Here is a 14,932-nt window from a genome sequence, read left to right as displayed (position 1 = left end):
TTGGGGCATTCTCCAGAAGCAGTTACTCTTCGTATTTACATCAACCCCAGCATCTGTGGAATAAACAGAGAGATCTGTGGAATGTATACGATCATCATGAGTGCGACCAGCAATGCGGCGTAAAACGGCAGCAGGGGTTTGATCAATTGCTGGATCTTCACGCCAGAAATCGAACAGCCTACAAACAATGCACTTCCTACCGGCGGTGTCAGCAGACCAATGCACAGGTTGGCGACCATCATGATGCCGAAATGTACCGGATCCATACCTAACTCTTGAGCGATTGGCAAGAAAATGGGGGTAAAGATCAGGACTGCCGGTGTCATATCCATAAAGATCCCAACAACCAGTAGTACAATATTGATTAACAGTAGGATGATCAGTGGATTATCGGAAATACCCATTAATGTGTCACTGATCATGTAGGGAATATCGGCATTGGTCATTGCCCAGGACATGCCGACAGAGAAGCCGATCAGTAACAGTACGATAGAGGTCATCACGACTGATTCCAGGATCAGCTTTGGTAAATCACGCCATTTTACTTCCCGGTAAATCAGCACCGAGAGAATGAAGGTGTAGACGACCGCAATCGCTGAGGCTTCTGTTGCGGTAAAGATCCCACCTAAAATACCCCCCATCACAATGATGACCAGTAACAGACTCGGTAGCGCATCCAGAAGTGCTTTTACTGCCTGTGCGCAGGTTGGCCTTTCCGACAGGGGATAACCACGGCGTTTGGCGATAATGGCGCATACCACCATGATCGAAAGCCCCATCAGGATCCCTGGTAAATAACCCGCCATAAACAATGAAGCAACTGAAACACCGCCAGCAGTAAGAGAAAACACAATTAACACATTTGATGGTGGAATTAACAGCCCGGTAATACAGGAGGAAACGTTAACGGCTGTCGAGAAGGTTGGGTCGTATCCTTGCTTTGTCTGAATAGGATTAAGCGTACCGCCAACGGCTGCAGCTGCGGCAACGGCAGAGCCGGATATTGAACCAAACATCATGTTTGCCAGCACGTTGACATGACCAAGTGAGCCGGGAACTCGCCCAACCATCACCTGCGCCAGGTTAATTAGTCGGATGGCGATCCCACCGCTGTTCATCAGCGTACCTGCGAAAATGAAAAACGGGATCGCCAATAGGGCAAAATTATCTAATCCGTTTGCCAGACGTTGAGAGACAGTGATAACGGCAACATCCCAAGGAAACATCAGCAGCATTGAGGCTACAGTGGCGATACCGATGGAGAACGAAATAGGTACGCCAATGAACACCAGGACAAAGAAGCAGCCAAACAGGGTTAGTGCGATATAGCCTTCCATCAAATTACTCCCTGCGAAGATTGTTTCAGTTGCTGAATATTTTGGTGAATAAACCACAGGGCATAGAACATCATGACTGCGCCGCTGAGCGGCAGGATGATATACACGTAACCCATTGGAATTTGCATGGCCGCGGAAACTTGCACCGTTGCCAGCGTTTTATTAATCAGCTTGATACCGCCGGTAACGATGACTGAACCTGCAAAGCCAAAAATCAGCAGATTAATGAATAAGCTCAATAACGCCTGTTTACGTTTATTAATCGACATGTACAGTAGATCGATAGACAGGTGGCGCTGGGCGCCTACGGTATAGGCTGCACCTAATAATCCGACCCAGATCATTAAGAAGCGTGCCAGTTCGTCAGTTAAGGTGCTGGGCTGATTGAGCACGTAGCGGCTAAAAACTTGCCAGACTACGCACACTACCAGCGCAATCATTACGATGACCGAAAATGCGGCAATGACGCGGTCTACCGCAAGCTTAAGGCGGTTAAATATCATGGTGAGTTTCCTGGTGAAACAGGGCCAATCAATGGCCCAAAGGGTTATTGTACTGCGTCTTCAAACTTCGCCAGCAGAGCTGCATGTTTTGGGTCTTTTTTGAAGTCATCAAACAGCGGTTGAACAGCGGCGCGGAAAGGGGTTTTATCAACTTTGATAATCTCGCCACCCATAGCTTTTGCTTGAGCGCGGGTATCAGCATCGATTTTATCCCACAACTTTTGTTGATAAGCCTCGGAATTTTTAGCCGCTTGACGAAGGATCTGTTGTTGCTCCGGGGTCAGCTTATTCCATGTTTTGGTTGAGATAACGAGAAAATCTGGAATAGAGGCGTGCTCATCTTCGGAGAAGACTTTAGCTATTTCGATATGACGTGTTTGCACCCACGATGGAACGTTATTCTCTGCGCCATCCACTACACCTTGTTGCATAGCGGTATAAACCTCACCGAAGGAAATAGGGGTCGGCGATCCGCCCATCAGTTCAACCATTTTAATGGTTGTTGGGCTGGGTTGAACGCGGACTTTCAGACCTTTCAGATCCTCTGGTTTGGTAATAGGTTTTTTGGCATAAAAACTACGCGTGCCGGCAACGTAAGCAGATAACGCAAAGAATCCCTTTTCTTTTGTGGATTCCATAATGTCTTTACCTACCTCACCAAATACAACGTTATTGAAATGGTTTTGATCTTTAAATAAGAAAGGTAAATTATAAATGGCATAAATATTATCAAATGACTCTAAATCACTGGCAGAACCTTTTGTCATATCCAACGCGCCATTTTGTAACAACTCCATCGTTTCTCTGGCATTACCCATTTGGCTACTGGGATATATACGTACAATCATTTTACCGTCGGAGAGTTGTTTTACCTCTTTGGCCATTTCTTCGAAAGCCTGGTGAACCACATGGCTACGTTCAAGGTTGTGTGCCAGTTTGAGAGTCACTTTTTCGGCAGCATTTGCGCCAGTGCTAAGTAGCGCCAACAAGGACGCACAGACTAGCGAGCGGGAAAAGGTTTTGATTTTCATAAGTAAGCTCCGTGCTTTAAGGTACAGTAATTGGTTGACATCTGATGATGGTTCACCTTTTTCTGTATGATAAATTAATATAGTTGTCAGACATCTATCCACTATATAGATCACATACCTTTTGCATGGCAGCAGTTTGATCTTATTTTGTGCGCTGTGTTCAATATATTTATGTTGGTGAAGAGGCTATTTAAAATGAATAAAATAATTAATATGGTTATTGTCAATAAATGACGTGCATTGTACTCGGTTTTTCCGAGTACAATATTTAGAGGAATTTGTAGAAGAAAATGCGCCGACAGGCGCACAGAGATTACTCCGCCAGAAACAGCTCCAGCAGAGAATTCAAAAATAGCTTACCGTGTTGGGTAATCTGCCAGTATTCATCGCATTCACTCAGATAGCCCTGGGCAATGGCCTCATCGATCTGTCGACGAATAACGTCTTCGGTAAGCCCGGTATATTGCGTGAACTCCGCGCGAGGCGCGGCTTCCAGCAGCCGGAAACGGTTCATAAAGAACTCAAACGGCTTATCGGCCTCGGCGACATCTCGCTGGCTTTCCAGATAACGTCCTTGCATGTATCCGCGCGGATGTCGCGTTTTGGTAGTGCGCAGGATGCGACCGTCTGGGAAAGTGACTTTGCCGTGCGCGCCGCAACCAATGCCTAAGTAGTCGCCAAAACGCCAGTAATTTAGGTTGTGCTGACACTGATAACCCGGTCTGGCGTAGGCAGAGGTTTCGTACTGCTGATACCCCGCGGCGGTCAGCAACTGGTGGCCTTGCTCAAAAATATCCCACAGCGCGTCGTCGTCCGGTAATACCGGTGGTCGGGACCCGAACAGCGTATTCGGCTCGATGGTCAACTGATACCAGGAAAGATGCGGCGGGTTGAGCGCGATGGCCTGCTGTAAATCGCTCAGCGCCTCTTCCAGCGTCTGATCCGGTAAACCGTGCATCAGGTCGAGGTTAAAGCTGCGTAGTCCCAGACCGCTCGCCAAGTGCGCTGCACGTTTGGCTTCTTCCGGTCCGTGAATACGTCCCAGACGTTCGAGTTTGGCGGAGCTAAAGCTCTGTACACCAATGGAGATACGGTTTACGCCAGCACGTTGATAGTCCACAAAGCGATCGGCTTCCACCGTACCGGGATTCGCCTCCATCGTGATTTCTGCATCTGCGGCGAGATTCAGCCGTGCGCGCACGCCGTCGAGCAGCGTTTGCATTGCCGGGCCAGAAAGCAGGCTCGGCGTACCACCACCGATAAAAATCGTCTTTACCTCGCGGCCCTGGGCATGGGCCACCTCAGAATCCAGATCGCTCAGCAGATGCTGCACATAGTCGTCATGAGGGACTTCGCCTTTAAGCGCATGCGAGTTGAAGTCGCAGTACGGGCATTTCTGCACGCACCACGGGATGTGTATGTAAAGACTTAACGGCGGAAGCTTAACCATTACGCAGGGCATCCAGCAGCAGCTTCAGTGCTTGTCCGCGGTGAGAAATCGCACTCTTTTCTTCGCGGGTCAGTTCGGCGGCGGTTTTCCCTTCAGAGGGCACAAAGAAGATTGGGTCGTAGCCAAAACCACCGTTTCCGGCAGGTTCACGGGCAATAACGCCCGGCCAGCGTCCGTGGCAAACCACAGGTGTTGGATCGTCTGCATGGCGCATATACACCAGCACGCAGTGGAATTGTGCCTGGCGCTTGTCATCAGGAACATCCTGCAGGGTGTGGAGCAGTTTTTCCAGGTTCTGCTGATCGGTTGCATCTTCGCCGGAATAGCGGGCTGAATAGATGCCCGGCGCGCCGCCAAGGGCATTTACCGCCAGACCGGAGTCATCAGCAATGGCGGGTAAACCGGTAATTTGCGCGGCATGACGTGCCTTCAGAATGGCGTTCTCAATAAACGTCAGCCCGGTCTCTTCTGCAGAATCAACACCCAGATCCGTTTGAGCGACAACATCAAGACCGAAATCACTCAGAAGAGAGGCGAGTTCACGCACTTTACCGGCGTTGCCGGTCGCGAGGACAACTTTTTGCATGGGATACCTAATCAGTTAGCGCCGCAATTTCGGGCGGGATCTGTTGCGGATGAATGATTTTAACCTGTTTGTGACGACCAAGCTCGCCCTTCTCAATGACGACCTGGCTTTTTGCCACGCGGAACTGTTTGCCGAGAAACTTCACCAGATGGCTATTGGCTTGCCCATCAACCGGTGGGGCGGTAATGGCGACTTTTAGCTCGTCGCCATGTAAACCTACAATACTGTCACGGCTGGCTTTAGGCTGAATGTAGAGCCGTAAAACCAGACCGTCATCGCAGGGTGTAACGGCACTCATAGCGCCATCCACAGCCCCGGCAGCAGCATGTTACCTGTCGCCTGTAATACTTCTGCGATGCCCATATTAATGACATACAGCAGCAGAACCAGGATCATTGGCGAGAAATCGATCCCGCCCATGCCTGGAAGTAAGCGACGAATAGGACGCAGCAGCGGATCCGCCAGTTGAATCAGCACGTACTCCACAGGGCTGCGGCCCTGGCTGACCCAGCTCATAATCGCCATCACCAGCAGAACCCAGAAAATCAGCAGTCCGATAGTCTTCAGGACAATCAGCACGGCGGCGATCCAGATGATCGGCTGGAACGTAACCACCTTAAACAGCACGATGGCCTTGATAAAGCTCAGAACGAGCGCAACTAACGCCGATGCGCTGTCAATTGGCCCCATCGGGGGAATGATACGGCGTAACGGCCCAATAATGGGCTGAGTGATTTTCACAATAAACTGCGAGAACGGGTTGTAGAAATCGCAGCGAGACCATTGCATCCACACGCGCAGCAGCAGCGCCATGGTATACAGCTCAATTACCGTTGAGAGCAGGAAGGTCAACGTATTCATGGTGTTCCTTAGTTTTCCTTATTTTTTAGTGTAATCACGAGCACCAAAAATGGCAGTGCCGATGCGCACCATCGTGCTACCCGCCGCAATGGCGGCATCCATATCATCAGACATCCCCAGTGAGAGCGTGTCGATACTTGGGTAACGTGTTTTCAACCCGGCAAATGCTACCGCCATTTGCTGTGCAACTTCAAACTGCCTTACATAATCTGACTCTGGCGCCGGAATCGCCATCAGACCACGCAGGGTAATGCGTGGCAGCGCGGCGACCTCAGCGGCCAGTGCGTCAAGCTCTGCAAGCGGAATACCTGACTTACTGTTCTCATCGCTGATATTAATCTGAATCAACACATTGAGCGGCGGCAGTTCCGCCGGGCGCTGTTCGCTCAGACGGGCAGCGATACGCAGACGATCAATCGTATGGCACCAGTCAAAATGTTCAGCGACCAGACGACTTTTGTTCGACTGCAGCGGACCGATAAAGTGCCACTGCAGATCGTTAACGCCTTTTTCCTGAAAGTAGCGGATCTTATCCACCCCTTCCTGGACATAGTTTTCACCGAAGGCACGCTGCCCTGCGGTCATGGCTTCTTCGATGGCGCTCGCAGGTTTGGTTTTGCTGACTGCAAGCAACATAACTTCTTCTGAAGACCGCCCGCAACGCGTCGCGGCGGCTGAGATTTTGTCCCGGACATGTGCCAGGTTATGCGCGATATCGTTCATTTTCCGAGGATGTTCATATGAATATGGAAGAAATAGTGGCCCTTAGTGTAAAGCATAACGTGTCGGATCTACACCTGTGCAATGCATGGCCTGCGCGCTGGCGCATAGGTGGAAAAGTCGAAATAGCACCATTTACTCCCCCTGACGTGGAGAATCTGCTGATGTGCTGGCTCAGTGAGCAACAACAGGTACAGTGGCGGGAACAGGGGCAGATTGATTTTGCCCTTACGCTGGCGGACTCCCGGCGTCTACGCGCCAGCGCATTTGCTCATCAACAGGGAACCTCGCTGGCGCTAAGATTGCTACCGCTTGAATGTCCTCGTTTAGACGATCTTCAGACCCCGGAGGCCATACCTGAACTGCTGCACGGTGAAAATGGATTAGTTCTGGTCACTGGAGCCACCGGCAGCGGTAAATCAACCACCCTGGCGGCGATGGTGGAGTACCTTAATCAACATATTGCGGGGCATATTCTAACGCTGGAAGATCCGATTGAATATCGCTACACCAGCCAGCGTTGTCTTATTCAACAGCGGGAGGTGGGCGTACACTGCGCTTCTTTTGCTGCCGGTTTGCGCGGCGCGTTACGCGAAGATCCCGACGTCATTTTGCTGGGCGAGCTGCGCGACGTGGAAACTATTCGTTTGGCCTTAACGGCAGCGGAGACCGGGCATCTGGTGTTGGCAACCTTACATACGCGAGGGGCGGCGCAGGCCATCGCGCGGCTGGTGGACACCTTTCCCGCTCAGGTGAAAGATCCGGTGCGTAACCAGCTGGCAGACAGCCTGCGGGCGGTACTTTCGCAAAAGTTGGAGGAAGATAAGCAGGGAGGACGCGTGGCGCTATTCGAACTGCTCGTCAACACGCCCGCCGTGGGCAATTTGATCCGCGAAGGGAAAACGCATCAGCTACCCGGTGTGATTCAAACCGGGCAGCAGACAGGTATGCAGACGTTTGCACAAAGTCAGCAGCAGCGCCAGGCGCAGGGGCGACTTTAGTAGCCCTGCTCGAAATAGCTTTCAAGGATAATAACGGCAGAAGCGGAATCTACTTTGCCTTTATTCAACGCCCGGTATCCGCCTTGCTCAAACAGGCCTGAGCGGGCTTCGACGGTGCTCAAACGTTCATCGTGCAGCGTTACGGTTACGCCAAAGCGACCGTGAATGCGGTTAGCGAATTTGCGTGCGCGCGCAGTAAGGGGTTGTTCAGTGCCATCCATGTTGAGCGGCAGGCCGACAATGATTTCGTCCGGCTGCCACTCTTTTAGCAGGCGTTCAATCAAACTCCAGTCTGGCGTGCCGTCCTGTGCTTTGATGGCGGGCAAGGGTCTCGCCGTACCGGTAATGCGTTGACCAACCGCGACGCCGATACTTTTCGTACCAAAATCAAAAGAGAGTAATGTTCCGCTCATCAGGCGTGTCCCGCCACGCCAGGCATGGTCTGAATATCAATCCCGATAAGCTTCGCCGCATCGCGCCAGCGGTCGGCAATCGGCGTTTTAAATAAGATGTTGAGGTCTGCGGGAGCAGTGAGCCAGGCGTTATCCAGTAGCTCTTGTTCCAGTTGACCTTTTTCCCATGATGAATAGCCCAGCGCAACCAGCACTTCAGATGGTTGCTCCTGTGTACCCAGGGTTTCAAGTACATCGCGGGAGGTGGTGATGATAGTGTTATCTGAAATGCGAATACTGGAGGCAAAGCGTGACGGCGGGGTGTGTAGAATAAATCCACGGTCTTCCGCCAGCGGGCCGCCGAGCATCACCGGTTTGTCCAGACGAATGGCAGGATCGCGTGCTTCTGGAGTAATCTTCAGCTTTTCCAGAATCCCTTCAATTTGTAAGTTTTCCAGAGGCTTATTGACGATAATCCCCATTGCTCCGTTCTCATTGTGTTCACAGATATACACCACGGAACGGCGGAAAATCGGATCCTGGAGAGCAGGCATGGCAATTAGAAAGTGATGCTGTAAATTCATTGTCAGAGGTTCTGTTTCCTGGTTCAAAAAAGCAACAGAGCCCAGTATGTGGGCAAAGCGCGAAGATGTCACCCTCTGAAGATAGCTTTGCCGGATGGCGGCTTTGCCTTATCCAGCCTACGGGGTGCGAATGTAGGCCGGATAAGACGCGAAGGCATCGCCATCCGGCAACTTATTTATTTCTGCAAACGTGCCTCGATGGCGTCCATCAGCATACCGGTAATCGAAACCGGGAACTCCGCTTCAATTTCACGAATACAGGTTGGGCTGGTGACGTTAATTTCCGTCAGACGGTCGCCAATAATATCCAGACCGACAAAAATCAAACCTTTTGCTTTCAGCGTTGGCCCAATGCGACGTGCAATTTCCCAGTCGCTGTCGGTTAATGGACGCGGCTCGCCACGACCGCCGGCTGCCAGGTTGCCACGGGTTTCGCCGCCTTGTGGAATACGCGCCAGGCAGTACGGAACGGGTTCGCCATCGACCACCAGCACGCGTTTATCGCCGTCTTTAATTGCCGGCAGATAGTTCTGCGCCATGCAATAACGGGTACCGTGCTCGGTCAGTGTTTCGGCAATAACGCCAAGGTTCGGATCGCCTTCCTTGACGCGGAAAATAGATGCGCCGCCCATGCCGTCCAGCGGTTTGAGAATGATGTCGCTGTGTTTTTGCCAGAAGGCTTTCAGCTGCGCTTTGTTACGCGTGACCAGCGTTTCCGGCGTCAGGTCGGCAAACCATGCGGTGAACAGCTTCTCGTTACAATCGCGCAGGCTCTGCGGTTTGTTAACGATTAGCGTCCCTTTCTCCTCTGCACGTTCCAGAATATAGGTTGCGTAGATGAACTCGGTATCAAACGGCGGATCCTTACGCATCAGAATGACGTCCAGATCTGCCAGCGGGAGATCCTGCTCGCTTTTGAACTCATACCATTTGTCGTAGTTCTGCTCTACGCTCAGGGTACGCGTACGGGCGCGGGCTTCACCGTTGATCAGATAGAGATCGGCCATTTCCATATAATGAATTTCGTAACCGCGACGTTGCGCTTCCAGCAGCATAGCGAAGCTGGAATCTTTCTTGATGTTGATGCTTGCGATGGGATCCATCACGATGCCGAGCTTGATCATTGTTCTTCTCCGTTAGCCCAGATCGCCAAAACGCACCTGTAGCGCGGTGATGGCGGTGAGCGCAGTTGTCTCAGTACGCAGAACGCGAGGTCCTAACAGAATATCAGTAAACTGATACCGTGCGGTCATGGCAATTTCATCTGCCGACAGCCCACCTTCGGGGCCAATCAGCAAGCGGATGCGTTCCACCGGGAGCGGCAGCGTATTGATGCTGGCGCTGGCGCGGGGATGCAGGTTCAGTTTCAGACCTTCATCCTGTTCGGCGCACCACGCTTCCAGATCCATCGCCGGGCGAATTTCAGGCACCCGATTACGACCGCACTGTTCGCAGGCGGCAATGGCGATTTTCTGCCACTGCTGGAGCTTCTTGTTCAGGCGTTCGCTGTCCAGTTTAACGCCGCAGCGCTCAGAAAAAAGTGGCGTAATGAGGCTTACACCCAGTTCAATCGATTTTTGGATAGTAAATTCCATTTTTTCACCCCGCGACATCACCTGGCCCAGGTGGATGTGCAGCGGCGATTCTCGATCGTCGAGTTCAGCGTTAAGCACCTTCACGTCCACGCTTTTCTTACTGGCGTGGGTGATTTCGGCGTAGAATACCTGATTGCTGCCATCAAACAGCTGTAGCGCCTGGCCTGGCCCCATACGCAGTACGCGGCCGATATGGTTGGCTGCATCTTCACACAGTGAAATTTGGCTGCCGGAAGTGAGTGGCTCAGGGTGATAAATGCGAGGAATGCGCATAGTTAAACATCCGCGTCATGGCCCTGGGCTGCAAAAGGCCAGGGCATGGTTAAAAAATATTGCTGCTAGTGTAGGTTAGCTCTTTTGCGCCTGGCAAGCGCGTTGCACATAGGGGTTATGGTTCCCCTGTACCTTCGCAATGCGTTCGTCGCGCTCACACTCCCAATCGGTGACCGGATACTGCTTATTCCAGGCATTAAAAAGCTGAGTTTGCTGGCGGGAGAGCGTCAGGTTGTATTGGTCGCGCATGTAAAAATAGGTACGCGCGATGGCGCCACGGGCGCGGGCTGGCGGCTCGGCAACTTTCTCTTTGAAGTCAACCTTCATGGTGCATTGTCCATATTGGCCTTCACCACCGTTCCACTGGCTGTACATAAAGTTTGCGCGATCGCCATTGACCTCCCCCACCGCGGGCTGCAGGTTATGCATATCGCTTTCCATTTTGCGATAGACCGGATCTTTAGCGCAGTTTTTACGCCCTCCGTCCTGCCAGCACTGGCGCTGATGACCAAATTGCCAGGCGGGGACCACGTGTTCCCATTCAATTCGACTGGCGCGGTTTTCATTTTTTCGCACTTTATAGCCGCAGGATTCGAGGTCAACGACCCCTTTTTTTCCTTGCCAGTTAATTTTACATCCGCAATAGAAATCGCCTGGCGCATCGGCGTTAACTTTAACGCCCGCTGCTTTTGCCTGAGAAAAACTGTTGATGCCTTCGGCTAAAACCGAGCCTGAAAACGCAGCGGCTAACAGGGCCGCAGCAAAAGAAAGATTACGGTACATCACGAACTCCGTGTCAAAACGAGCCCGCAACGTAGCGAAAGTCATTCCTGTATGCAATCAGTTAGATCAGAAAAGTTCCTGATAATTCTGAAGATTATTCTGCAACCAACGGTTCACCGCAGTGGACGCAGCGGTAGGTGGCTTCGCCGCGTACAACGCGGTTATGGCGGCGGACGGTCAGTTGGTGTTCCTGACACTTACAGCGGTATGTAAAGGTCTTACGCTGCACGGATTGCAGCTCAAACTGATGCGTGCGCCGGGCCGGTACGCCCAGCACGCTCTCCATCATCCATTTCCACTCTTTCCCGTGCGGCGGTACGCGGCCAAAGTGTTTCCACACCAGTAGATGCGCCAGTTCATGGGGCACCACTTCGTTAACGAACGCGTCAACATTCTCCATCAGCAAAACTGGATTAAGACGAATTTCGTAGGTTTGTAGCCACGCGGTACCCGCGGCGGTTCCGCGCTGTTGGTAAACCAGCTTTGGTTCCGGGTATTGGCGTTCGAGCTTGAGATTGGCCTGAGCGAGTTTTTCCCGCAGGCTGCGCATAACGGCTTGCTGGATGGCGATCGGGAGACGGGAGGTTTTCATAACGCCAGAGGATAGTGCGACAGGGAAGGGACTGCAAGAGGAAGGCTCCCTCCCACGGGGGAGGAAGCCTAACGAGATTAGTCGTGTGCGCCAATTTCGCGCAGTTTACGACCTTTCATCAGGTTACGTTCAATGTGTTCCAGAGAGACGTTTTTAGTTTCAGGGATCAGCCACAGGGTCAGGAAGATGAACAGTACGTTCAGGCCACCGTAGACCCAGAAGGTGTTGGCGCTGCCCAGCGAGTTCAGCATCGTCAGGAAGGTTGCGCCGACAATCATGTTGGCAATCCAGTTAGTTGCGGTAGAGCAGGTGATGCCGAAATCGCGACCTTTCAGCGGCTGGATTTCAGAGCACAGTACCCAAATCAGCGGACCGGCGCTCATCGCAAAGCCAACGATAAACATTAGCAGCATCAGGACAGCGAAGTATTGTGCGGCTGGCGAGTGAATACCCACGTGCATCATTGTACCCAGCACGCCCATACCGACGGCCATGACGATAAAGCCGAGGATTAGCGTAGGTTTTCGGCCCCAGCGGTCAACCAGGCCAATGGCGATAAAGGTTGCCAGCACGTTGGTCAGACCGACAATAACGGTCCCCCACATCTGTTCGGTGGTGTTGGTGTAACCCGCCAGCTCAAAGATTTTTGGCGCGTAATACATAATGACGTTCATCCCGGTGAACTGCTGCATCACCTGTAACAGAACGCCAAGGAATACCGCGCGGCGGAAGTTGCTGTTTTCTTTAAACAGCGCCCAGCCGCTCTGCTTCACTTGCAGGCTTTCACGAATTTCATCCAGCTCGCGTTTGGCTTCAGCGCTGGTGTCACGCAGACGCAACAGAACGCGTTCGGCATCGACAAAACGACGTTTAGCCGCAAACCAACGCGGGCTGTCCGGCAGGAAGATGACGCCAACCAGCAGTAACAGGGCAGGGATGATGATCACGCCCAGCATCCAGCGCCATGCGCCGCTGTAGCTAAATGCCGTATCGGAAAGATACGCACCTAAAATACCGATGGTGATCATTAACTGATACATAGAAATCATGCTGCCGCGAATTTTTTCCGGGGCGATTTCGGACAAGTACAACGGTGCGGTATAAGACGCAACGCCGACTGCCAGGCCGAGCAGCACGCGCGAAACCAGCAGCACTTCAACGTTTGGCGCTGCGGCGGAGAACAGCGAACCGGCAACAAACAGGATTGCGCCGATCATCAGGCTTTTTTTACGCCCCAGCTTGAAGGAGAGCCAACCGCTGCCGACGGCGCCCACTGCCGCACCAAACATCATGGAACTCACCACCCATTCCTGAGTGTGTGGGGTAATTTGGAACTCGTCGGTGATGAATGGTAAAGCACCGGCAATAACACCGATATCCAGGCCAAAAAGTAATCCAGCCAGGGCTGCCAGGAAGCAGACAAAAAATGTCATGGCTTTGTTGGAATGCCCCGTTTTTTTATTGTCAGGCATGATGCCCTCCGTTGGGTAGCTAGTTTTGTTGATGTTAAGGGTAGGTGAGTACGGGGTAAAAAAATGCGAATCACATCACATTAGTGTAATCGGTTACACTGGCATTCATGTGGATTATTGTTTAATGGGTTGAAAGTTAACATTATTTATTATTATAGAATAAAGTTGATTGGCTGATTTTAAGACAATGCTGAAATATGATGTAACAGTGATGCAATGCTGGTGACGAAGAGATGTGAATTCAAGGTGGATAGAAATACCGTGCTATGTAATCGCTTTCATTTGTTATTGAAGCAAATGAAATTAGCGTGGTTATAGCGATGGGGGATGGGAGAGCAAATGACATAAAAAAAGACCAGCGCGAGGCTGGTCTTCATAAGCGTTGAGCCGTCGGGGAATTACTTCAGACCGGCAGCTTCACGCAGCAGGGCGGCTTTGTCGGTTTTTTCCCATGGGAAATGTTCGCGACCAAAGTGACCGTAAGCGGCGGTTTCTTTGTAAATCGGGTGCAGCAGATCCAGCATCTGAATCAGGCCATACGGGCGCAGGTCGAAGAACTCACGCACCAGCAGGGTCAGCTGTTCTGAAGGCACTTTTTCAGTACCGAACGTTTCCACCATGATAGAGGTCGGTTCAGCCACGCCGATTGCGTAGGAAACCTGAATCTCACAACGGTCAGCCAGGCCAGCGGCAACGATGTTTTTCGCTACGTAGCGGGCTGCATAAGCTGCGGAACGGTCAACTTTAGACGGATCCTTACCAGAGAATGCGCCGCCGCCGTGACGGGCCATGCCGCCGTAGGTATCAACGATGATTTTACGACCCGTCAGACCGCAGTCACCCATTGGACCGCCGATAACGAAACGACCAGTTGGGTTGATGAAGAACTTGGTTGAAGCTGTCAGCCATTCAGTCGGCAGTACCGGTTTGATGATCTCTTCCATAACGGCTTCTTGCAGCGATTTCTGATCGATATCTTCAGAGTGCTGAGTCGACAGAACAACCGCATCGATACCGACGATTTTACCGTCGTCATACTGGAAGGTTACCTGGCTTTTTGCATCCGGGCGCAGCCAGGATAAGGTGCCGTTTTTACGCACTTCAGCCTGACGCTGCACCAGACGGTGAGCATAGGTAATCGGGGCTGGCATCAGCACGTCGGTTTCGTTGGTTGCATAACCAAACATCAGACCCTGGTCGCCTGCGCCCTGTTCCAGCGGATCCGCACGGTCAACACCCTGGTTGATGTCCGGAGACTGTTTACCAATCGCGCTCAGTACCGCACAAGAGTTGGCATCAAAGCCCATGTCGGAATGCACATAGCCAATTTCGCGAACCGTGTTACGGGTGATCTCTTCGATATCAACCCATGCGCTGGTGGTGATCTCACCGCCAACTAAAACCATACCGGTTTTGACGTAGGTTTCGCAGGCAACGCGTGCTTTCGGATCCTGCTCCAGGATTGCATCCAGCACGGCATCAGAGATTTGGTCAGCGATTTTGTCAGGATGCCCTTCTGATACGGACTCGGACGTAAAAAGGTGTTTTGCCATATTTAATTTCACCTAAGGAGAATGTAGTTAGCTCAAACTGTCGAGTGGAATAGCCATGTGTAGAAGATTCTACCATGAGTCTGCAGATGACGGACACTGGCAGTCTGAGTGTTAATCGGTATAGATGGATTAACATCTGGACGGCTATTTTAAGGCGGTTCTGCGCCTGATTTCCAGCTTTTTTTGATTGAGCTCGCAT

17 protein-coding genes are annotated in these 14,932 nt (G+C 51.8%); 1 reads left to right on the top strand and 16 read right to left on the bottom strand.

Annotation, left to right across the window (positions count from 1 at the left end; all coding sequences use genetic code 11):
* Positions 1–35: 35 nt before the first annotated feature.
* From BZK42_RS11900 to BZK42_RS11865, 8 genes are all read right to left on the bottom strand, one after another.
* Positions 36–1,337, bottom strand: coding sequence for a TRAP transporter large permease (locus tag BZK42_RS11900; protein WP_016157446.1), 1,302 nt, complete (start codon positions 1,335–1,337; stop codon positions 36–38).
* Positions 1,337–1,840 carry a TRAP transporter small permease gene (locus BZK42_RS11895; protein WP_053389414.1) on the bottom strand — a complete coding sequence of 168 codons (504 nt, stop codon included), beginning with the start codon at positions 1,838–1,840 and terminating at the stop codon, positions 1,337–1,339. Before BZK42_RS11895 ends, BZK42_RS11900 begins: the two co-directional genes overlap by 1 nt.
* A gap of 44 nt (positions 1,841–1,884) precedes the next feature.
* Complete coding sequence (locus BZK42_RS11890) at positions 1,885–2,871, bottom strand: TRAP transporter substrate-binding protein (protein WP_053389413.1); 987 nt, start codon at positions 2,869–2,871, stop codon at positions 1,885–1,887.
* Positions 2,872–3,184: 313 nt separating this feature from the next.
* Positions 3,185–4,321 (bottom strand): radical SAM family heme chaperone HemW, encoded by a 1,137-nt coding sequence (gene hemW, locus BZK42_RS11885; protein WP_019077663.1) that lies wholly within the window; start codon positions 4,319–4,321, stop codon positions 3,185–3,187.
* Positions 4,314–4,907, bottom strand: a complete 594-nt coding sequence (locus BZK42_RS11880) for an XTP/dITP diphosphatase (RefSeq protein WP_016154402.1) — start codon at positions 4,905–4,907, stop codon at positions 4,314–4,316. Before BZK42_RS11880 ends, hemW begins: the two co-directional genes overlap by 8 nt.
* 7 nt (positions 4,908–4,914) lie before the next feature.
* A complete protein-coding gene (gene yggU, locus BZK42_RS11875) occupies positions 4,915–5,205 on the bottom strand; it encodes a DUF167 family protein YggU (protein ID WP_005123286.1) in 291 nt (96 codons plus the stop codon).
* A complete protein-coding gene (locus tag BZK42_RS11870) occupies positions 5,202–5,768 on the bottom strand; it encodes a YggT family protein (protein WP_016154401.1) in 567 nt (188 codons plus the stop codon). Before BZK42_RS11870 ends, yggU begins: the two co-directional genes overlap by 4 nt.
* 18 nt (positions 5,769–5,786) lie before the next feature.
* The gene (locus BZK42_RS11865) at positions 5,787–6,491 is read right to left on the bottom strand and encodes a YggS family pyridoxal phosphate-dependent enzyme (protein WP_016154400.1); all 705 of its coding nucleotides are present in this window, start codon (positions 6,489–6,491) and stop codon (positions 5,787–5,789) included.
* 17 nt (positions 6,492–6,508) lie between these two features.
* Between BZK42_RS11865 and BZK42_RS11860 the strand changes: the two genes are divergently transcribed.
* Positions 6,509–7,489 carry a type IV pilus twitching motility protein PilT gene (locus tag BZK42_RS11860; protein WP_080859199.1) on the top strand — a complete coding sequence of 327 codons (981 nt, stop codon included), beginning with the start codon at positions 6,509–6,511 and terminating at the stop codon, positions 7,487–7,489.
* Here BZK42_RS11860 and ruvX read toward each other — a convergent pair.
* The 8 genes from ruvX to metK form a co-directional block, all read right to left on the bottom strand.
* The gene (gene ruvX / locus BZK42_RS11855) at positions 7,486–7,902 is read right to left on the bottom strand and encodes a Holliday junction resolvase RuvX (protein WP_003825428.1); all 417 of its coding nucleotides are present in this window, start codon (positions 7,900–7,902) and stop codon (positions 7,486–7,488) included. The two genes, BZK42_RS11860 and ruvX, sit on opposite strands and share 4 nt — an antisense overlap.
* Positions 7,902–8,465: a YqgE/AlgH family protein gene (locus tag BZK42_RS11850; RefSeq protein WP_016154395.1), complete on the bottom strand. Its 564-nt coding sequence runs from the start codon at positions 8,463–8,465 to the stop codon at positions 7,902–7,904. Before BZK42_RS11850 ends, ruvX begins: the two co-directional genes overlap by 1 nt.
* Positions 8,466–8,641: 176 nt before the next feature.
* A complete protein-coding gene (gene gshB / locus BZK42_RS11845; protein WP_047414456.1) occupies positions 8,642–9,589 on the bottom strand; it encodes a glutathione synthase in 948 nt (315 codons plus the stop codon).
* Between the two features lie 12 nt (positions 9,590–9,601).
* Positions 9,602–10,333 carry a 16S rRNA (uracil(1498)-N(3))-methyltransferase gene (gene rsmE / locus BZK42_RS11840; protein ID WP_080859198.1) on the bottom strand — a complete coding sequence of 244 codons (732 nt, stop codon included), beginning with the start codon at positions 10,331–10,333 and terminating at the stop codon, positions 9,602–9,604.
* 75 nt (positions 10,334–10,408) lie between these two features.
* Complete coding sequence (endA, locus tag BZK42_RS11835; protein WP_016154392.1) at positions 10,409–11,116, bottom strand: deoxyribonuclease I; 708 nt, start codon at positions 11,114–11,116, stop codon at positions 10,409–10,411.
* A gap of 94 nt (positions 11,117–11,210) precedes the next feature.
* A complete protein-coding gene (locus BZK42_RS11830) occupies positions 11,211–11,708 on the bottom strand; it encodes a SprT family zinc-dependent metalloprotease (RefSeq protein ID WP_016157438.1) in 498 nt (165 codons plus the stop codon).
* 77 nt (positions 11,709–11,785) lie between these two features.
* The gene (gene galP, locus BZK42_RS11825) at positions 11,786–13,180 is read right to left on the bottom strand and encodes a galactose/proton symporter (RefSeq protein WP_016154390.1); all 1,395 of its coding nucleotides are present in this window, start codon (positions 13,178–13,180) and stop codon (positions 11,786–11,788) included.
* A gap of 398 nt (positions 13,181–13,578) precedes the next feature.
* Positions 13,579–14,733 (bottom strand): methionine adenosyltransferase, encoded by a 1,155-nt coding sequence (gene metK / locus BZK42_RS11820; RefSeq protein WP_003027071.1) that lies wholly within the window; start codon positions 14,731–14,733, stop codon positions 13,579–13,581.
* Positions 14,734–14,932 lie beyond the last annotated feature (199 nt).

It is taken from the genome of Citrobacter braakii (assembly GCF_002075345.1).
Lineage (GTDB): Bacteria > Pseudomonadota > Gammaproteobacteria > Enterobacterales > Enterobacteriaceae > Citrobacter > Citrobacter braakii.
The sequence above is the reverse complement of the archived record's forward strand: the minus strand, read 5'-3'. Positions and strand labels throughout refer to the sequence as shown.